At 71.2% G+C, this 19,133-nt stretch carries 14 protein-coding genes and 1 riboswitch; of the genes, 6 read left to right on the top strand and 8 right to left on the bottom strand.

Features of this window, described 5'->3' with window-relative positions; genetic code table 11:
- Window positions 1-7: 7 nt before the first annotated feature.
- From AC068D_RS16265 to AC068D_RS16285, 5 genes are all read right to left on the bottom strand, one after another.
- The gene (locus AC068D_RS16265; RefSeq protein ID WP_478823685.1) at window positions 8-940 is read right to left on the bottom strand and encodes a serine/threonine-protein kinase; all 933 of its coding nucleotides are present in this window, start codon (window positions 938-940) and stop codon (window positions 8-10) included.
- 94 nt (window positions 941-1,034) lie between these two features.
- Window positions 1,035-2,243: a VWA domain-containing protein gene (locus AC068D_RS16270; protein ID WP_478823686.1), complete on the bottom strand. Its 1,209-nt coding sequence runs from the start codon at window positions 2,241-2,243 to the stop codon at window positions 1,035-1,037.
- Window positions 2,240-4,510 (bottom strand): DUF5682 family protein, encoded by a 2,271-nt coding sequence (locus AC068D_RS16275; protein WP_478823921.1) that lies wholly within the window; start codon window positions 4,508-4,510, stop codon window positions 2,240-2,242. Before AC068D_RS16275 ends, AC068D_RS16270 begins: the two co-directional genes overlap by 4 nt.
- 95 nt (window positions 4,511-4,605) lie before the next feature.
- A complete protein-coding gene (locus AC068D_RS16280) occupies window positions 4,606-5,718 on the bottom strand; it encodes an ATP-binding protein (RefSeq protein WP_478823687.1) in 1,113 nt (370 codons plus the stop codon).
- 110 nt (window positions 5,719-5,828) lie between these two features.
- Window positions 5,829-6,251, bottom strand: coding sequence for an MmpS family transport accessory protein (locus AC068D_RS16285; RefSeq protein WP_478823688.1), 423 nt, complete (start codon window positions 6,249-6,251; stop codon window positions 5,829-5,831).
- Between the two features lie 131 nt (window positions 6,252-6,382).
- On the opposite strand from AC068D_RS16285, the gene AC068D_RS16290 reads away from it, so the two are divergent.
- Together AC068D_RS16290 and AC068D_RS16295 are read left to right on the top strand one after the other, a co-directional pair.
- Window positions 6,383-7,732 carry an SWIM zinc finger family protein gene (locus AC068D_RS16290; RefSeq protein WP_478823689.1) on the top strand — a complete coding sequence of 450 codons (1,350 nt, stop codon included), beginning with the start codon at window positions 6,383-6,385 and terminating at the stop codon, window positions 7,730-7,732.
- 26 nt (window positions 7,733-7,758) lie between these two features.
- Window positions 7,759-9,402, top strand: a complete 1,644-nt coding sequence (locus tag AC068D_RS16295) for a DUF5691 domain-containing protein (RefSeq protein WP_478823690.1) — start codon at window positions 7,759-7,761, stop codon at window positions 9,400-9,402.
- Window positions 9,403-9,651: 249 nt separating this feature from the next.
- Here AC068D_RS16295 and AC068D_RS16300 read toward each other — a convergent pair whose 3' ends face one another.
- A complete protein-coding gene (locus tag AC068D_RS16300; RefSeq protein ID WP_478823691.1) occupies window positions 9,652-10,065 on the bottom strand; it encodes a cobalamin B12-binding domain-containing protein in 414 nt (137 codons plus the stop codon).
- A 354-nt stretch (window positions 10,066-10,419) separates the two neighbouring features.
- On the opposite strand from AC068D_RS16300, the gene AC068D_RS16305 reads away from it, so the two are divergent.
- Window positions 10,420-11,244: an esterase/lipase family protein gene (locus AC068D_RS16305; RefSeq protein ID WP_478823692.1), complete on the top strand. Its 825-nt coding sequence runs from the start codon at window positions 10,420-10,422 to the stop codon at window positions 11,242-11,244.
- A 227-nt stretch (window positions 11,245-11,471) separates the two neighbouring features.
- Complete coding sequence (locus AC068D_RS16310) at window positions 11,472-13,037, top strand: M23 family metallopeptidase (RefSeq protein WP_478823693.1); 1,566 nt, start codon at window positions 11,472-11,474, stop codon at window positions 13,035-13,037.
- Between the two features lie 75 nt (window positions 13,038-13,112).
- Here the strand turns inward: AC068D_RS16310 and pcrA are convergent, their stop codons facing one another.
- Window positions 13,113-15,575: a DNA helicase PcrA gene (pcrA, locus tag AC068D_RS16315; protein WP_478823694.1), complete on the bottom strand. Its 2,463-nt coding sequence runs from the start codon at window positions 15,573-15,575 to the stop codon at window positions 13,113-13,115.
- Between the two features lie 210 nt (window positions 15,576-15,785).
- A riboswitch (cyclic di-AMP (ydaO/yuaA leader) is annotated at window positions 15,786-15,950 on the top strand.
- Between pcrA and AC068D_RS16320 the strand changes: the two genes are divergently transcribed.
- Entirely contained in the window at window positions 15,949-17,124 is a 1,176-nt protein-coding gene (locus tag AC068D_RS16320; RefSeq protein WP_478823695.1) for a C40 family peptidase, read from the top strand. (Overlaps the previous riboswitch by 2 nt.)
- Window positions 17,125-17,346: 222 nt before the next feature.
- Here AC068D_RS16320 and AC068D_RS16325 read toward each other — a convergent pair whose 3' ends face one another.
- Window positions 17,347-17,700 carry a hypothetical protein gene (locus AC068D_RS16325; protein WP_478823696.1) on the bottom strand — a complete coding sequence of 118 codons (354 nt, stop codon included), beginning with the start codon at window positions 17,698-17,700 and terminating at the stop codon, window positions 17,347-17,349.
- 258 nt (window positions 17,701-17,958) lie between these two features.
- Here AC068D_RS16325 and AC068D_RS16330 point away from each other — a divergent pair, with 258 nt between their 5' ends.
- Complete coding sequence (locus tag AC068D_RS16330) at window positions 17,959-19,023, top strand: C40 family peptidase (RefSeq protein WP_478823697.1); 1,065 nt, start codon at window positions 17,959-17,961, stop codon at window positions 19,021-19,023.
- The last annotated feature ends 110 nt before the right edge of the window (window positions 19,024-19,133 follow it).

Consider the following 19,133-nt stretch of genomic DNA (forward strand, 5'->3'; position numbering starts at 1 on the left):
GCCTGCCCTATCCGGGGAATTCGAGGATGTCGCGGTGCCGCTCGAGTGTCCTGGCACCGTCGGCGGACTGCAGGGAACCGCGCACCAGCCCGAACACCGCGGCGTGCGAGAACCAGGCACCCTGCGGGTCTCCGGTCCGCTGTGTGTGTCCGTCGCCCACGGTCTGGAGAACGGCACTGCCCCCAGGTCCGGCAGGAGCGCGCCCGGGAACGAGCGGCAGCGGCACGTCCATCGGGCCGCCGAGCGCAGGAGTCACCGGCGCCGCTGCGGAGACGACGTCGGTGCGGTACCCCTCGGGAGCGTGGTGCCGGTACGGGAGCGCGCGGTCACGACCACGGTCGTGGGCGGGCTCCGACGCGGGCGCGGGCCTGCCGGCACGGGGCTCGTCGTGGCCGCCGGTGGCGGGAACGATGTCCTGCGGGCCGTCCTCGACGGGCACGAGCGGACCTTCACCGGGCCATTCCGCGGGCGGTGCGGGCAGCGGCTGCTCGGACACGGCATGCGCCACGCCCTGCAGGGCACCGTCCGCAACACCCTGAACGACACCGTCCACGACCTGCTCGACGGGCTCGGCAACGGGCTTGACGACCCGTTCCACCGCCGTGGCACCGATCGAGGAGACCGGTTCGACCGGCGTCCCTTCGGAGCCGCGTGCGCCCAGCGGCTTCGTGACCGGCTCCGTCATGCGCTCGGCCACCGGCTCCACCGCGTCGCGGAGCTGCCCGGTCGGCTCGCCGCGGGCGATCCTCTCGAGCGAGGTGTCCGCAGCCGCGCCCACTGCCGGCCGCTCCGCAGCCTGCGCCTGACCGCCGAGGACGAGCCCCAGCACCAACAGCCCGCCGGCGAACAGCAGTACCTGCAGCGCCCGCACCGCATGCCGCTGTGCCGCCCCGCGCACGAAGCGCACGGCGGCTGCGGGCTGTGCAGCGGTGGCAGTCAAAGCGGGACGGGCCTTCACAGGTAGTGGATCACGGCGATCGTGGGCAACGGGGACGATGCTTGCACGAGACTCCCGGGGTCACGCAAGCCCCTTGTTACTGATGAGTCGCCATGTCCGGTATGGGCAGTGGCCTTTTCTCTATCGCCGCGGCCATGACCTCGGGGAACAGATCAGGTGTGCATGCGAACGCCGGTGCGCCCAGCGCCGCCAGCGCGGCCGCGTGCTCGCGGTCGTAGGCGGGGGCACCCTCGTCGGAAAGTGCGAGCAGTGCGACGAACTGCACACCGGACGCCTTCATGGCGGCGACCCGCTTGAGCATCTCGTCCCGTATGCCGCCTTCGTAGAGGTCGCTGATCAGCACGACGACCGTGTCGGCGGGCCGGGTGATCTGCGACTGGCAGTGGGCGAGGGCGCGGTTGATGTCCGTTCCGCCACCGAGCTGCGTTCCGAACAGCACGTCCACCGGGTCGTCCAGCTGGTCCGTCAGATCCACGACGGCGGTGTCGAAGACGACGAGCCGGGTCGCTATCGAGCGCATCGATGCGAGCACCGCCCCGAACACCGAGGCGTACACCACCGATGCCGCCATGGAGCCGGACTGGTCGATGCAGAGGACGACCTCCTTCTTCACGGCCTGCGAGGCACGGCCGTATCCGATGAGGCGATCGGGCACGACGGTGTGGTGCTCGGGGAGGTAGTTCTTCAGGTTCGCCCGGATCGTGCGGTCCCAGTCGATGTCCCGGTGGCGCGGGCGGTTGACGCGTGCGCTGCGGTCGAGCGCTCCGGTGAGGGTCGCGCGGGTGCGCGTGGCCAGCCGCTTCTCCAGGTCGTCGACGACCTTGCGCACAACGGCCCGTGCGGTCTCCTTCGTCGTCTCCGGCATCGCCTTGCTGAGCGAGAGCAGGGTTCCGACGAGATGGACGTCCGCCTCGACGGCCTCCAGCATCTCCGGCTCCAGCAGGAGTGTGCTGAGGCCGAGCCGGTCGATCGCGTCGCGCTGCATGACCTGGACGACGGAACTCGGGAAGTACGTCCGGATGTCGCCGAGCCAGCGCGCCACGTTCGGGGCCGAGCCCTCGAGACCGGCCGAACGCTTCCCGTTCCCGGACTCCTGGCGGCTCCCCCGTCCGTAGAGCGCGCCGAGGGCCCCGTCCATTGCCGTGTCCGTGCCGGTCAGCGTGCAGCCGGTGCCGTCGGCCGCGCCGCCCCCGAGCACCAGGCGCCAGCGCCTCAGTCGCTCGTCGGCCGTGGTGGCCGACGCGATGTCCCCGACGGCGTCCGCCGTCGTGCCGGACGTTGTCATACGTGGTCCCCCTCCAGGATCAGCCGCAGCACCGGCAGCACCGCGTCGGCCCGCTCCTCGTCGAGGCCGGCCCCGAATCCGGCCACACCGGCCTCGCCCTGCACCGGCGGCCCGCCCACGGTGGCCGGGCCGCGCCGCACCAGCTCGCCCAGGGTGCGGCGGACGCCCGGCTCGTACGCCGAGAACGTGCGGCGCAGCAGCGGCAGTACGTCCGTGAACGCTTCGGCGGGAACGGAGGTGAGCCAGGCATCCACGAGCCCGAGCAGACGCTCGTCGTGGACCAGGAGCATGCCCCCGCCCGATGCACCACCGACGAATCCTTCGACCCAGGCGGCCGCGTCGGCCGGCGCGGTGCCCGGGGAAAGCGCCAGGCTCATGAGGCGTGCGGCCTCGCCCTCGGCAAGCCGTCCGTCATCCAGGAGCAGCCGTGCCGCACGCCCGCGTATCACCCCCGGCACGGTGTCCCGCACGGCGAGCTTGCGCAGGACATCCGTCCAGCGCCGGATCAGCTCCTGGGTCTCGGGCAGCAGGGCCATCGCCGTGTGGACACCGTCGAGATGTCCCCGCATCTCGGCGGCACCGTCGGCGTCGAGCCCGGTACAGGCGGGAGGCAACCCCACGCAGATCCGCTCGGCAAGCCCGGCCGCGACCTCGCCGAGCGCCGCCGTGTCCGTGGCCCGCACATCCCCGTACCGCAGCGAGCGGACGAGAGCGGGCAGGGCCTGGGCGAGGTGGCCGACGTCCGCGTCCAGAGCCGCGCGGTCGGCAAGCGCCCGCATCACGACCGGGAGCGCATCGGGCAGTTCGGCCAGGAGACAGCGCTCCGCCAGCGCCGTCACCTCTGCGAGAGCGGTGGCCGATACGGCATCGGACTCGGCCCTGGAGGTCGCGGCAGAGATCACCGTGGTGCCCCAGATGCCCGCCTCCGCAACCTTGACGTACAGCTCGGGCTCCCAGCGCAGCCGCCAGGTCTCCCGGAACGTGCCGGTCGAACCGCGGCCGGGCGACGGGGTTCCCCAGCCGATGCCCAGAAGCCGGAGACGGTGCAGCAGTCGGCTGCGCGCCGAATCGGTCTCCTTGCGCAGATCGAGCTCCAGCTCACGCTCCAGGAGCTCCGGTTTCAGCCGGAGCGTGCGCTGGAGGCGGGTCAGATCGCGCTGCAACGGGACGGCCGGTGCGGTCCCGGGGACCTCGCCCAGGGCATCGCCGGTGATCAGCTTGTCCCGGATCAGCCCGAGTGGCACTTCGGAGCCGTCGCACATCACGGCTCTTGTCGCGTCGATGGTCTCGCTCAGCCCGGCGAGCGGGCGGCCACGCATCGCGGCCAGCGTGCCGGCGAGTCTGACGGCCTCGATGACATGGGCCGACGAGACGATCCTGTCCTCTTCCCTGAGCAGTCCCGCAACCCTGGTCATCCAGCGCTCGACGGGACGGTCCGGGGAGCTGAACAGATGCGCGTACCAGCCCGGCGCGTCGATTCCCGCGCCGTAACCGCTGCGCCGGGCAAGTCTGCGGTGTGTCCAGGGCACCCAGGTCATCTCGGCCTTCACCTTGGGCAGGCCCTTGAGCAGGGCACGGTCCGCGGTGACCGCCGACCTGCCGGTCAGGGCGGGCACGTGCCAGGCCCCGCAGACGACGGCGATCTCGTCCCCGAACTCCTTGCGGGCCGCCCTCAACCGGATGCGCATATGGGCCTCGCGGACGAGGTCCTGGTCGCGCCCCCCGTGTCCGTACTTCTCGCGCAGCGCTGCCATGGCCTCGCCGAGGGCGACGAACGGGGCGAGCGGGTCTGCGCCGACCGTCGCACCACGGTGCTCGATCACGTCCTCCCACCAGCGCTCCGGGTCGTCGTATCCGGCGGTCTCGGCAAGCACCGCGATCGGATCGATCCGCAGGGCCGTCTCTTCGCCCGGGTGCGCTTCCTCCTCCTCGCCGTCACCCCACGTGGGGTCGGCTGCTGCGGCCAGGGAGTTGGCGGCGGGCAGGTCGATGAACCGCACCGGCACGTCGTGCGCCAGCGCCCAGCGGATCGCGACCCACTCCGGCGAGAACTCGGCCATCGGCCAGAAGGCCGCCCGCCCGGGGTCGTCCACGGCGTGGGCGAGCAGGGCCACCGGCGGAACCATCGCCTCGTCGGCGGCGAGCGGCAGCAGGGCGTCCCCTTCGGGCGGGCCCTCGATCAGCACGGCCCTGGGCCCTGCGGCGTCGAGTGCCGCCCGCACCGCCCGCGCCGACCCGGGCCCGTGGTGCCGGACCCCGAGCACCATCGGTCCGTCCACCGGCCACCGCTTCCCCCCTCCGGAAGCGGTGGCCGGCGCCGGGGCGCAGGGGTCCCTCCGGCCGTCGGCCACGACAGTCGCCGTCATGCGCTCACCTCGCGGCAGGCACGGTAGAAGTCCTTCCAGCCGTCCCTCTCGCGCACCACCGTCTCCAGGTACTCCTGCCAGATGACGCGGTCCGCTGCCGGATCGCGCACGACCGCGCCGAGGATGCCCGCCGCAACGTCGCCGGATCTCAGCACTCCGTCGCCGAAGTGGGCCGCGAGAGCGAGGCCATTGGTGACGACGGAGATCGCTTCCGCCGTGGAGAGCGTGCCCGAAGGCGACTTGAGCCTGGTCCGCCCGTCGGTCGTGACCCCGTCACGCAGCTCCCGGAAGACCGTGACGACACGTCGGATCTCGTCGATGCCCTCGGGCATGACGGGCAGGTCGAGCGAGCGCCCCATCTGGTCGACGCGCCGGGACACGATGTCCACCTCCGCGTCCGCAGTCGCGGGCAGCGGCAGCACCACCGTGTTGAAGCGGCGTCGCAGCGCGCTCGACAGATCGTTGACCCCGCGGTCCCGGTCGTTGGCGGTGGCGATGAGATTGAAGCCGCGGACCGCTTGGACCTCCTCCCCCAGCTCGGGGATCGGCAGGGTCTTCTCCGACAGGATCGTGATGAGCGTGTCCTGGACGTCCGCCGGGATGCGGGTCAGCTCTTCGACACGCGCGGTCATGCCCTCCGACATCGCGCGCATCACGGGGCTGGGCACGAGCGCGTCACGGCTCGGGCCGTGGGCGAGCAGCTGTGCGTAGTTCCATCCGTACCGGATGGCTTCCTCGGGTGTGCCTGCCGTGCCCTGCACGAGCAGGGTGGAGTTTCCGCTGACGGCAGCGGCGAGATGCTCGGACACCCAGGTCTTGGCAGTGCCCGGTACGCCGAGGAGGAGCAGTGCGCGGTCGGTGGCGAGCGTGGTGACGGCGACCTCGACGATCCTGCGCGGGCCCACGTACTTGGGCGTGATCACGGTCCCGTCGGACAGGGTGCCGCCGAGGAGATAGGTGGCCACGGCCCACGGGGACAGCCGCCAACGGGCGGGCCGCGGCCGGTCGTCGGCCGCGGCGAGCGCCACGAGTTCATCGGCGAAGGTGTCCTCGGCGTGCGGCCGCAGGGCCTCGCTGCCGGTGTCCGCAGTGGTTTCGGGCACAGTCATGGATCCCCCTCCAGATCGTTCGACCGGATGTGGGTTCCACCGTGCACCACGCCACTGACAACGGCCCGTTTCCGCAGGCGGGGGCCGAAATCGCCGGCTGTCGGCAGGAGTTACTGCGCGATCGGCGACACCGCGATGCAACCGCCGGCGGCCGCGATTCCCGCGCCGTTCGACTCCTTGATGACCTTGCCCTTGTGCAGGATCCGGCAGCCGACCTCGGCGCCGGCGGCGTCCACCGCGACCGGCATGACGGCGGGCGGCATGATGCCCTTCAGCGTCACGGTCTTCTTCCACGGAAGCGTGGGCTTCTGCACGGTCTCGACCTTCGGCTCCATCGCCGTGCCGCCTCCGGCGTGGAAGTCGATCGAGTCGACGTTCCTGCCGGTGACCTCGTAGGTCACCTCGTAGGTGTCGGTCACCGCCTTGTCGACCTGGTCGACGGCCTTGTCCGCCGCCTCGGAACAGGCGGTGAGGCCGAGGGCGAGGCCGGCCACGGCCAGCGAGCAGACAGCGGTACGGATGGTTCGGCGCATGGGGATCCCCCCTGGATCGTCTGATTGTCACCGGCAGCGAACCGTAAAGCGAAGGTAAAGTCAACTTGTTGCACACGAGGTGAATACCCAGGTCAGGGCCATTGTCAGTGCCGCCGCCTAGCGTTTCCCCCATGACTCACCAGGGGGTGCGCTGGACGGCGGAACAGGTGCTGGCTCTGGCTCCTGACGCTTCGTCGCGCAAGGCGGGAAGCAGACTCGGCACGGCAGGACCGTGGTCGGGCGCGGGCAGCAGCGGCGCGGGGGCCGTCTGGGGCCTGTGCAAGGGCAGCGGCAGCAAGCCGTACCGGACGGTCGTGGACACGACGGGTCCGGCGTACAAGTGCAGTTGTCCGAGCCGGAAGTTCCCGTGCAAGCACGCGCTGGGACTGCTGCTGCTCTGGGCGGGCGACGAGCAGGCGGTCCGGGACGCCGAGGAGCCCGACTGGGCCGGCGAATGGCTGTCGGGACGCCGCGGGCGCACGACGGGGCAGAAGGAACGGAGCGCGGGCGAGGGCCGGCCCGCGAAGGCGGCCGATCCCGAGGCCGCCCGGCGCAGGGCCGAGCGCAGAGCCGCCCGGATCACCGCCGGGGCGACGGAGCTGGAGCAGCGGCTGGCGGACGTGCTGCGCGGCGGCCTTGCCTCGGCGGAACAATCCGGGTACGGGCTGTGGGAGGAGACGGCCGCACGCATGGTCGACGCGCAGGCACCGGGACTCGCGGCCCGGGTGCGCGAGTTGGGGGCCATTCCCGGTTCCGGGCCGGGCTGGCCGGTGCGGCTCCTGGAGGAGTGCGCGCTCGTGCACCTCCTCGACCGTGCGTGGCTGGACCGGGAGCGGCTTCCGGAACCGCTCGCCGCCACCGTCCGCACGAGGGTGGGGCTGACCCCGCCCGCCGAGGAGTCCCCTGTGCGGGACCACTGGCTGGTGCTCGCCCAGTACGACACGACGGACGGCAGGATCACCACGCGCCGGATCTGGCTCCATGGACGGGGGACCGGGCGGGCGGCGCTGCTCCTCTCCTTCGGCGCCGCGGGGCGGGCCCCGCAACTGGCCCTGCCCACCGGGCTGATGATCGAGGCCGAACTGGTGCCCCACACGGGTGCGGGGCAGCTGCGGGCCGAACTGGGTGAGCGGTTCGGCGTCCCGGCCCCGATCGAGGCGCCACCGCCGGGCGGTTCGGTGACCGATGCCCTCGCCGCGTACGGGTCGGCCCTGCGTGAGGACCCGTGGCTGGATTCCTGGCCGGTCACGCTCGCCGATGTCATACCGGTCCCGGCCGACGACGGCTGGCAACTCGCGGACAGCGACGGGAAGACCGCGCTGCCGGTCACGCCCGCCGCACTGTCCGGGCCGGGGCTCTGGAAGCTCGCCGCGCTGTCCGGGGGCGGACCCGTCACCGTGTTCGGCGAGTCCGGCCACCGGGGGTTCGTCCCGCTGGCTGCCTGGTCCGTCGCGACTCCCGAGACGGTCGCCCTCACCTGAAGTCCGAACGTACGACGGAGGACCAGATGACCAGCACCAACCGCACAGCCGACTGGGAAGAGCTCGTCACTTCCGCTCTGCTCGGCACCGAGCGAAGGACTCCGCCCGCCGGTGTGCCGGCATCCGGCAAGGATGCGCCGGTCGCACTGCTCGACGCGGCTGCGGTGGCCACGGTGCGGAGACGGGCAGGACTGCGGCCCGCATCGGCGCGACCGCTTCCCGAGCCCGCACCGCACGACTCCCGGCGTACGCTGCCGGAGCCCGCCCGGCGGCGGCTCGCCCAGTTGCTGGCCGACCGTGCCGCGCCCGCGGGGTCGGGAGGCCGCCGAGGTACTGCGCCGGACCTGACGGAACTGCTGCCGCAGTGGCTGGCCGCCGCAAACGAGCACGGCTACCGCGCCCCGGCCTCCGCACTGCCCGCACTGCTCGACGCGGCCCGTGCCCGCACCGATCTGCGGCCCCTGGCCCTGCGCTTCGCCGGACCGCGGGGACTGTGGCTCGCCCGTCTCAATACGGACTGGAAGTTCGCGCTGCGCGGCACCTGGGGGTCCCTCCGGGCCGGAGGTGCCGCGGCAGGGGCGGTGCTTCCGGACCCCGAGGACATGGACGCCGTACGGCAGCTGTGGGAGGAGGGGCTCTTCGCGGAGCGGGTCGCCCTCCTCGGCTCCGTACGGGCGCACGACCCGGCCGCGGCACTGGCCCTGCTGTCCGCGACATGGCAGACCGAGCGGGCCGAGGACCGGCTCATGTTCCTGGACTCGCTGCGGACGGGACTGTCCGACACGGACGAGCCGTTCCTGGAGCAGGCGCTGTCCGACCGCAGCCGCAATGTGCGCGCCACCGCGGCCGAGCTGCTGTCCGCTCTCCCGCACTCCGCGCTCGCCGCCAGGATGGCGGCGCGAGCGGCCACCTGCATCGGCCAGGACCGGACCGACGGCGTGGCCGCGATCGCCGTGGAGGCTCCGCATGAATGCGACGCGGAGATGCAACGGGACGGCGTGGTGCCGAATCCGCCCTCCGGACGGGGTGAACGGTCCTGGTGGCTGGGCCAGCTGGTCGAGGCCGCACCGCTGTCCACCTGGCCGGGCCGGCTCGGGGGCCGCACGGCTGCGGAGATCGTCGCGCTGCCGGTCGGCGACGGCTGGGGCGATGAGCTGCATGCCGCGTGGTGCCGGGCGGCTGTGCGGCAGCGGGACCCCGAGTGGTCCCGCGCCCTGCTCGGCGCACCCGCCTCGCCACCCTCGACCGGGCCCGGGACATCGTCACTGGCGGAGCGGGCCAAGCTGCTGGAGACCCTGCCCGAGGAGGAACGGGCCCGCTGGGTCGCGGCTTTCATATCCGCACACGGCCTGTCCGAGGCGTTCCAGCTGCTCGGGGTCTGTGCCCTCCCCTGGGCGGAACCCCTGGGCAGGGCCGTGGTGGACGCGCTCGACATCGCACGGGACGGCGGCAGCTATCCCTGGAGCTTCAGCGGTGTGATGGGTCTCGCGGAGCGCTGCCTCGATCCTGCGGAGGCATCCCGGCTGGAGCTGCTGACGGCGACGCCGGACGAGGCGGAGGGGGCGTCGCCGGGTGCGGGGGGCTACTGGTCCGAGGCGTTCCAGCGGCTCGTCTCCACCCTTCGCCTGCGCGCGGCGATGCACGAGGAGCTGTCACCGTCCGGCCCGTAGGGCCTCCGGGCGCCGGGTGGCTGAGCAAAGGGTGGCTGAGCGAAGGGTGCCACGGCCGTGCGCCGGGCGGCGGCCGTGGCGACGGCCCGTGCGGTGACCGTTCCGGCCGGCAGTATCACGGCAGGGACGACCGTCCGTCGGCGACTGCGATGCCCTCGTACGGACGCCGGGACGGCGACGATCGCCGGGCCGCGGCACACCGGGGCACCGGGGAGGGCAACCGCCGGGCGGCGCGCCCTGGTGCTCAGGTCAGGCGTCGGCCGGGTGACGGACGTTCGCGTTGACCCAGTCGACGATGGAGGTCGTCGTGGCACCGGGGGTGAAGATCTCGGCGACACCCTTCTGCTTGAGCGGGGGGATGTCCTCCTCCGGAATGATCCCGCCGCCGAAGACCTTGATGTCCTCCGCGTCCCTCTCCTTCAGGAGCTCGATGACCTTGGCGAAGAGGGTGTTGTGGGCGCCGGAGAGGATGGACAGTCCGATCGCGTCGGCGTCCTCCTGGATCGCGGTGTCCACAATCTGTTCCGGGGTTTGGTGCAGCCCGGTGTAGATGACCTCCATACCGGCGTCGCGCAGCGCCCGCGCGATGACCTTCGCGCCGCGATCGTGGCCGTCGAGACCCGGCTTGGCCACCACCACGCGGATCGGACCGGTCACACCCATCACTGCCTCCAGATACCGACTGCGCCGTCATTGGCACGGACCCCGCACCGGAAGGGCCGGGGAGGTGAACGAACGTTATCTACAGCATCCCGCAACCGTCCGTTTCACGGTGTATAGCGAGGGGGAAATCACACGTGGGACATGTTCGCTACGCGTCGTACCCGCATCGGGCGGCACACAGTCATATCCGACAGGGCCGCCGCCGGCACGGGACGAGCGCCAGGGGAGCCGCTACACGGTCGCCGCACCACCGTGCCGCCAGCCGCGCGGCGCGGCGGTGCGGCCCGTCAGCATCCCCATGAGGGCATACGGGGGACGGAGCCGTCGACCCGTGCGCCATTCGGGAGGTCGGCCATGGGGTTCCTTCCGCTCTTGCGGATTCGACTGTCGCTGGCGCTGCTGCGCGCCACCGCACTGGAGCTGGCGATCCTCGCCGGACATCTCGTTCTGTATCCATCGGGCATGAGCCAGGAACGCCCCGGGCGGCCGGAGCCCGGAGCCCCCGCGAACCCTGCGGCCACCACACTGCCCACTCAGGCGCGGCCGTATCCCCCCGCCGTCCTCCTCCACGGCTTCATCGACAACCGGTCCGTCTTCGTCCTGCTCCGCCGTTCCCTCGCACGCAACGGGTGGCGTCACATCGAGTCGCTCAACTACTCACCGCTGACCTGTGACGTACGGACGGCAGCCGAACTGCTCGGCCGGCACATCGAGGAGATCTGCGCACGCACCGGCCGTCCGGAGGTCGACATCGTCGGGCACAGCCTCGGCGGCCTGATCGCCCGCTATTACGTGCAGCGGCTCGGCGGCGACCGGCGCGTCCGGGTCCTCGTCACCCTCGGCACTCCCCACTCGGGCACGGCCGTCGCCCCCTTCGCGAGCGCCCACCCCCTCGTGCGACAGATGCGCCCCGGCTCCGCCGTACTGGAGGAGCTGCGGCTGCCCGCGCCGGGGTGCCGGACGCGGTTCGTCAGTTTCTGGAGCGACCTGGACCAGATCATGGTCCCGCTCGAGACGGCTCGCCTCGACCACCCGGACCTTCTGGTCCAGAACATCCGCGTCAGCGGCATCGGGCACCTCGCACTACCCGTGCACCCCGCCGTGGCAGCGAGCGTCCGCGAGGCGCTCGAAGTCTCGGAATCGGAGGCCGGAACGTCCGGAGTCGTGTCGGTCGCCTGAGGCCAGGCACAGGGACAGACATCGAACACTCTTCGAACGTAAGGCCAAAGCTCCGCCTGCAGTCCGCCGAAAGACGGCCGAATGCCCGTTTCCCGCTCACCCAAAACCAGCGGAAGATTGTCGGCGTCGCATACCGCCGGGTACAGTCGCGCCCACTGCTTCCTCGGGAGCCCCCGTCGCCGGTGGCCCCGAATCCTGGTCCTGCTGCCGAGGCGAGAGAGAAGTTGGTGAACGACCAGCACCCCGACGCCGGGTACGCGCCCTACGCCTCCGGCAGCTTCGACACCGACCCGCTCTTCGGCGCCCTTCCGGGAAGCCACGGCTACGAGACCGGTTACAGCGGGCAGTACGACGCGACGCAGTGGCAGTCGGCGACAGCGGGGTACGACGCCTACGGCACTCAAGGACACCAGCAGCAGTACGACTCCACCGGCCAGTGGGACGCCAACGCCTGGAATCAGACGGGGCAGTTCGAGACCACCGCAGCCGGCTTCGCGTACGACGCGACGGGCCAGTGGCCTGCGGCCGGAGGGTACGGCACCACGTACGAAACCGGTACATACGACGCAACTGCCTGGAACTCCGGCGCCGAAACGGCCCCCGAGCCGGTGTCCGACGCCTACCAGGCGCAGTACGCGCAACATCCCGTGCACCCGGAACACCCCGCACATGCGGAACATTCCGAGCACACGGAACACGGGGAACATGCCGTGGTGTATGCGGAGCACTCCGCATACACGGAGCACACGGAGCACTCGGAATACAGCGGCTACTACACCGAGCACGTCCCCATCCCGGAACAGTTCTCCCCCGAGGGCGAGTTCACGGCTCATGCCGAGAACGTCCCCGTCATCGAGCCCGAGTCCGGCCCGGAGTTCCCGCACGAGCACGATCCGCAGCCCGGGCTCGAGGCCGAGCACGCGAACGAGCACGACCCCGTCGGCCACGACTCCTACGAGGGGCACGAGGGCTACGACGAGACCGAACTCATCGCCGCCGCGGCCACCGTCACCGCCCCTGCTGTCCGCCCTGTGCGCCGCTCCGGCGGAAGCCGCGGCCGTCGCCGCACCCCCGCCAAGCGCTCGGCCATGCTCACCGTGGCCGTACCTTCCGTCTGTGTCATGGGAGTCGCCGGTGTCGCGGCGGCCTCGGTCGGCGGACTCACCGGGGGCGAGGAGAAGAGCAGCAAGACCGCGGTCACGGCCGCCGATCCGGCATCGGTCAAGCCCGTCGCCGCGAACAACAAGCTCGACACCCAGCTCGCCGCACTGAGCGCCGACGCCCGCGACTTCGGCGACCGCGCCAGCCGCACCCAGGAGCGCATCGACCTCAAGGCGCGCCAGGAGGCGGACCGCAAGAAGCGCGAGGAGGAGGCCGCCCGCCGCGAGGCGCTTCGGCCCAAGTTCGCCCTGCCGGTGAGCCAGCAAGGACTCAGCGCCTATTACGGCCAGGCCGGCGTCAACTGGATGTCCATGCACACCGGTATCGACTTCCCCGTCTCGTACGGGACCGCCGTGAAGGCCGCCACGGACGGCACCGTGCGCACCCAGTGGAACAGCGCCTACGGCAACATGGCGATCGTCACCGCCGCCGACGGCACGGAGACCTGGTACTGCCACCTCAGCAGCACCAAGATCCGCTCCGGCTCGGTCAAGGCCGGCGAGGTCATCGCGTACTCCGGGAACTCGGGCAACTCCACCGGCCCGCACCTGCACTTCGAGGTGCGCCCGGGCGGCGGGTCCGCGATCGACCCGCTGTCATGGCTGCGCAGCCACGGCCTCAACCCGACGTAGCCCGCCCGTCGGCCGGGCCCGCCGGGCAGCTCCGGCCCCGGTCGGAGCCACGGCCGCCCGGCTGTGGTGCCCCCGCTACAGCTTCTCCACCGGCGCATACCTGAGCAGAAGTCGCTTCGGCTTCGCGTCCCCGAAGTCGATCGTCGCCTGCGCATCCGACCCCGCCCCGGTCACGGCCATCACGGTACCGAGCCCGAACTGGTCATGTGTGACGCGGTCCCCGACCGCCAGTGCGATCACCGGCCGGTCGGTCGTACGCCGCGTCGCGAAGCCCGAAGGGCCGGAACGCGACCGGGCCGACGAGAGCGAGGACGTGATCCCGGACGTCGGACCGGCAGGAGCCGCCATGGGACCAGTGCGCTTCCACTGCAGATGCGCGTCCGGGATCTCCTCCAGGAAGCGCGACGGCGGGTTGTACGCGGGCTGACCCCAGGCACTGCGCATCGACGACCGCGTCAGATAGAGCCGCTCGCGGGCGCGCGTGATGCCGACGTACGCCAGCCGTCGTTCCTCCTCCAGCTCCTTGGTCTGGCCGAGCGCCCGCATGTGCGGGAAGACGCCGTCCTCCATGCCGGTGAGGAACACGACAGGGAACTCAAGACCTTTGGCCGTGTGCAGCGTCATGAGCGTGATGACGCCGGTGCCTTCCTCGTCCTCGTCGGGGATCTGGTCGGAGTCGGCCACCAGCGCGACCTTCTCCAGGAACTCGGCGAGGGTGCCGGACCCCGCCTCGCCGGCCTCCCCGCGCTCCTGCTCGAACTCCAGGGCCACGGCGGCAAGTTCCTGCAGGTTCTCGATGCGGGTCTCGTCCTGCGGGTCGGTCGACGCCTGCAGCTCGGCGAGATATCCCGTTCGTTCGAGCACGGCTTCCAGGATCGTGGCCGGGCCCGCACCGGACTCCACGATGGTGCCGAGCTCCTCCATCAGCGTGTTGAAGCGCTTCACGGCATTGGCCGACCGGGCCGCCATGCCGTACGCCTCGTCCACCCGACGCAGCGCCTGCGGGAAGGTGATCCGCTCCCGCAGCGCCAGCGCGTCGATCATCGCCTCGGCGCGCTCGCCGATGCCGCGCTTGGGGACATTGAGGATCCGGCGCAGCGGGACGTTGTCCTCGGAATTGGCCAGGACGCGCAGATAGGCCAGCACGTCGCGGACTTCCTTGCGCTCGTAGAAGCGCACCCCGCCGACGACCTTGTAGGGCAGGCCGACGCGGATGAAGATCTCCTCGAAGACACGGGACTGCGCATTGGTCCGGTAGAAGACCGCGACGTCCCCGGCCCTGGCGTCGCCCGCGTCGGTGAGCCGGTCGATCTCGTCGGCGACGAACTGGGCCTCGTCGTGCTCCGTGTCCGCGACGTAGCCGGTGATCTGTGCGCCCGCGCCCGCGTTCGTCCACAGGTTCTTGGGGCGGCGGCTCTCGTTGCGCTCGATGACGGCGTTGGCCGCGGAGAGGATCGTCTGGGTGGAGCGGTAGTTCTGCTCCAGCAGGATCGTGGTGGCGTCCGGGTAGTCCTCCTCGAACTGGAGGATGTTGCGGATCGTGGCGCCGCGGAAGGCGTAGATCGACTGGTCGGCGTCACCCACGACGCACAGTTCGGCAGGGGCCAGGTCCTCGTACCCCGTGCCGACCAACTCGCGCACCAGCGTGTACTGGGCGTGGTTGGTGTCCTGGTACTCGTCGACCATGACATGGCGGAACCTGCGCCGGTAGTGCTCGGCGACGTCCGGGAACGCCTGGAGCAGATGGACGGTGGTCATGATGATGTCGTCGAAGTCCAGCGCGTTGGCCTCGCGCAGCCGCGCCTGGTACATCCGGTAGGCCTCGGCGAGCGTCTTCTCGAAGCCGTCGGCCGCGCTCTCGGCGAAGGTCTCCTCGTCGATCAGCTCGTTCTTCAGGTTCGAGATCTTGGCGGTGAAGGACTTCGGCGGAAACTTCTTGGGGTCGAGGTCAAGATCGCGGCAGACGAGTGCCATCAGCCGCTTGGAGTCGGCGGCGTCGTAGATCGAGAACGACGAGGTGAAACCGAGCTTCTTGCTCTCCCGGCGCAGGATGCGGACGCAGGCACTGTGGAAGGTGGAGACCCACATGGCGCCCGCGCGCGGCCCGACGAGGTGCTCGACGCGCTCCTTCATCTCGCCCGCGGCCTTGTTCGTGAACGTGATCGCCAGTATCTGGCCGGGGTGGACATGGCGGGTCGCCAGCAGATGGGCGATCCGGTGGGTCAGCACCCGGGTCTTGCCGGAGCCGGCACCGGCCACGATGAGCAGCGGGGCGCCGGTGTGCACGACGGCGGCGCGCTGCTGCTCGTTCAGCCCCTCGAGAAGCACGGCCGGGTCCACGGCGGGGCGCGGCGCACCGTCGCGGTAGTACGCGTCCCGTGCGGGGGGCACGTCGAATGCGCCCTCGAAAAGGTCGTGCGGGACCTCCTCGTGGGGCCCGTGCTCACCGTGCTCGTCGTGCTCGGGCGGCGGGGGCTCCTCCGAGGCCGAGGTGCGCTGGAGGTCCGCCAGGAAGCTGTCGTCAAAGAGGCTGCTCATCGCTCTACGAGTCTAGGCCGCCGCACCGACAGCCTGTCCCCGCCTTCGACGACAACCCGCCAACCACCCTACGTAGCGCATCAATCACCATACGTAAAGGTAACGAAAATGTATCGGGCATATCGCACATCGACCTTCACAGAAGCACCACGATGTGGCTAGCGTGCTCGCCCAGGCGGCCCGTTCCCCTCATCGGCGACCGACGCCAATCGGGCGGCCACGCCGAATCCGGGCTTTCCGCAAGGAAGTTCGGAACCGGGGACCCACCATGCACAACTGGGGTGAATCGGGCCTGGCTCAACTCGGCCCGTAGGACAGCCTTCCGATCCGTCCGAACCCGACAGCTAACCCGGTAGGCGGTCGACGGAAGGAGATGCCGGCCTTGGCGTCGCATCGCAAGACGCAGACCCGTACGCGCCCACGTACGAAAAACTCCGCCGTCGGTTTCACGACGGCCGCCCTCGCGGGTGTCACCCTGCTCTCCACCCAGAGCGCCCAGGCCGAACCGAGACCCAGCATCGAAGAGGTCCAGAAGAAGGTCGACGACCTCTACCGGCAGGCGGGTACTGCGACCCAGCAGTACAACCAGGCGAAAGAGGACACCACCGAGAAGCGCCACGAGGTCGACCGGCTCCTCGACGATGCCGCCGAGCGCACCGAATCCCTGAACGAGGCACGCCGCGAACTCGGTTCGTACGCGGCCGCCCAGTACCGGACCGGTGCCGTCACGCCGACCGCCGCACTGCTCTTCGCCGACAGCCCGCAGGCGTACTTCGACCAGACCCATCTGATGGACCGGCTCTCCGACGAGCAGCGCGGCGCCGTCGCCGATTTCGAGGAGCAGCGTGCCGCTGCAGCGAAGCAGCGCGCGAAGGCGACCAAGAGCCTGGAGACCCTCACGGCTTCCCAGGAGTCGCTGCGCTCCAGCAAGGAGAAGGTCCAGCAGAAGCTCGCCGAGGCCCGGACGCTCCTGTCGAAGCTGACTGCCGAGGAGAAGGCGCGGCTCGAGGCACTGGAGCAGAAGCGCGAGGAGGAGGCCCGCCGCAAGGCCGAGGCAAAGGCCCGCGCGGAGGCGGAAGCGGCGGCCAGGGCCGAGGCCGAACGCCGGGCGAGGGAACAGGAACAGAACCAGCCCGGCACGGACCAGGGTTCAGGCACCGGGAGCGGGACCAGTACCGGGACCAGTTCCGGCACGTACGCCGCGAAGGCCGAGAAGGTCCTCTCCTTCGCACGTGCCCAGATCGGCAAGCCGTATGTCTGGGGCGCGACCGGTCCCAGCTCGTACGACTGCTCCGGCCTCACCCAGGCCGCCTGGAAGGCCGCCGGAGTCGATCTGCCGCGCACCACCTGGGATCAGGTCGAGGTCGGCAGTCGCGTGGCGACGAAGGATCTCCTCCCCGGCGACCTGGTCTTCTTCTACGACGACATCAGCCACGTCGGCATCTACATCGGCGACGGCCGGATGATCCACGCCCCGAAGCCGGGTGCGAACGTCCGCGAGGAATCGATCTACTACATGCCGATCTACGGGAGCGTCCGCCCCGTCTGAAGGCTGTCCCGGCACCCCGTCCGGACGGTGCCGGGCCCGCACTGCCGACCGGACAGACCCGACCGTGCCGCAAACCGCTTTCGACCGGGGCGGGTTGCGGCGCGTCGGCATCACCCCGCGCCACGTCGCCGGCGCCGGGCGGCTCGCCCCACCGCTGCCGGCATGGAGCCGGACCGTGCCCGGATGCGCGTCACGCCGTCCGGGCCCGGACCCGGGCGGGCGTCAGGTCCACAACGTCGCGATGAAGATGTTGGCCACCGTCAGAGCACCGATCGCGCCGAACAGCGCCTTGTCCACCTGCTCGTCGTCCCGCTTGACATAGACCAGGGCGAGGATCACCACCAGCACCGCGAGCTTGATACCGACCTTGAGGTTGTTCACCGCCTGGCCGTCCGCCTCGTTGAGCCCTACCAGCGCCACACCCGTGACCAGCATCGTCAGCGCCCCGTGCAGCATCGCGGGCGTGAAGCGCGCCGTCCCCTGCCCCATCGCCTTCATCTGGGTCAGGAAGCCGCCGAGCAGCGCCGCAATACCGATGATGTGCAGGGCGACGAAGACATTGATGAGTACGTCCATGGCACCGGAGCCTAGCCTTACGGTCCGAAAACGACCCGGCCGGTCCGACTGACGCCAATTCCGGTCATGACGCCTCTCCCGGGCGCCGCCGAGGCTTAGCGTCCTCCCCCAGGTGGCCGACTCCCACCGCCGCCACACGTCCGGGGCGGCGCCGTCGGCCGCCACGCCGATGGATCCGGCGACGGGCTGTTTCCCCTGTGCGGCCCGCCGCCGGACTCCTTCGACGTGAACCGCAGGACTCCGGAAGGACTGGCCCTCGTGGCAGCGCACCGCAAACCCAAGCAGCGCACGCTCTCCCGCCCTGCTGCCCGTACCGCGCTCACCCTCGCCCTGGCCGGTGCCGCGACCGGCACGGTCTTCGAAGGCGCCGGGCATGCCGAACCCGGCCTCACCCCCGAGCAGCTGAAGGCGAAGGCCGACAAGCTGTACCAGGAGGCGGAGGAGGCGACCGAGAAGTACAACGGCGCGAAGGAGGCGGCGGCGCAGGCCCGCGATTCGCTGGACGGGCTGCGGGACGAGGCCGCCCGGCGTACCGAGCGGCTCAACACCTCCCGCAATGCGCTCGGCTCGATCGCCACGGCGCAGTACCGGGCCGGCGGCATCGACCCGGCCGTGCAGCTCGCGCTCTCCTCCGACCCCGACCGCTATCTCGCCGGGGCGGAGCTGGCCGAGCGAGCCGGGTCCCGGCAGACCGCGGCGCTCGCCGGGCTGCGCAAGCAGGCGCGGGAGATGTCCCAGCTTCGCGCGGAGGCGGACGAGCGGCTGACCGAACTGACAGCACGGCAGGCCGAGCTGGCGCTGCACCGGACGACCGTACGCAAGAAGCTCGCGTCCGCCGAGGCGGTGCTGGCCCGGATGACCGCCGAGCAGCGCGCCGCCTATGCGGGCCAGGACGGAACGGCCGCCGGCTCGCGGGCCGCCCGGGACGCCGCCCGCACCGCCGTTCCGGGCGGCGGGCCGGTCGCCGCGCCCAACTCCCGTGCCGCACAGGCTGTTGCGTACGCCTACGGTGCGCTGGGAAAGCCCTACGTCTGGGGCGCCACCGGGCCCTCCTCGTACGACTGCTCAGGGCTGACCCAGGCCGCCTGGCGCTCCGCGGGAGTGTCCCTCCCGCGGACGACGTACACCCAGATCAACGCGGGCAGCAGTGTTCCCCGCTCCCAGCTGGCGCCCGGAGACCTGGTCTTCTTCTACTCCGGCATCTCGCACGTGGGGCTCTACATCGGCGGCGGACAGATGATCCACGCCCCACGGCCGGGTGCACCCGTCCGGATCGCGCCGATCGACCAGATGCCGTTCGCGGGCGCCACCCGGGTCGCCTAGGGCCTCTCGTTCGGATCTTGCCGGGCTCGCGTGCCCCGGCACGCACGCTCGCAGCGTTGTCGTCGGTCGCCCACGCTCCGCGTGGGCTCCCTCCTCCGCCTTGCGATCGC

Source organism: Streptomyces sp. NPDC043861, from assembly GCF_056435905.1.

Excerpts from the sequence above, each read along its gene's own strand:
- AC068D_RS16305 (WP_478823692.1), top strand. The coding sequence starts at position 10,420 with ATGGGGTTCCTTCCGCTCTTGCGGATTCGACTGTCGCTGGCGCTGCTG.
- AC068D_RS16300 (WP_478823691.1), bottom strand. The coding sequence starts at position 10,065 with ATGGGTGTGACCGGTCCGATCCGCGTGGTGGTGGCCAAGCCGGGTCTC.
- AC068D_RS16270 (WP_478823686.1), bottom strand. The coding sequence starts at position 2,243 with ATGACAACGTCCGGCACGACGGCGGACGCCGTCGGGGACATCGCGTCG.
- AC068D_RS16275 (WP_478823921.1), bottom strand. The coding sequence starts at position 4,510 with ATGGTGCTCGGGGTCCGGCACCACGGGCCCGGGTCGGCGCGGGCGGTG.
- AC068D_RS16295 (WP_478823690.1), top strand. The coding sequence starts at position 7,759 with ATGACCAGCACCAACCGCACAGCCGACTGGGAAGAGCTCGTCACTTCC.
- AC068D_RS16285 (WP_478823688.1), bottom strand. The coding sequence starts at position 6,251 with ATGCGCCGAACCATCCGTACCGCTGTCTGCTCGCTGGCCGTGGCCGGC.
- pcrA (WP_478823694.1), bottom strand. The coding sequence starts at position 15,575 with ATGAGCAGCCTCTTTGACGACAGCTTCCTGGCGGACCTCCAGCGCACC.
- AC068D_RS16290 (WP_478823689.1), top strand. The coding sequence starts at position 6,383 with ATGACTCACCAGGGGGTGCGCTGGACGGCGGAACAGGTGCTGGCTCTG.
- AC068D_RS16320 (WP_478823695.1), top strand. The coding sequence starts at position 15,949 with ATGCCGGCCTTGGCGTCGCATCGCAAGACGCAGACCCGTACGCGCCCA.
- AC068D_RS16325 (WP_478823696.1), bottom strand. The coding sequence starts at position 17,700 with ATGGACGTACTCATCAATGTCTTCGTCGCCCTGCACATCATCGGTATT.
- AC068D_RS16280 (WP_478823687.1), bottom strand. The coding sequence starts at position 5,718 with ATGACTGTGCCCGAAACCACTGCGGACACCGGCAGCGAGGCCCTGCGG.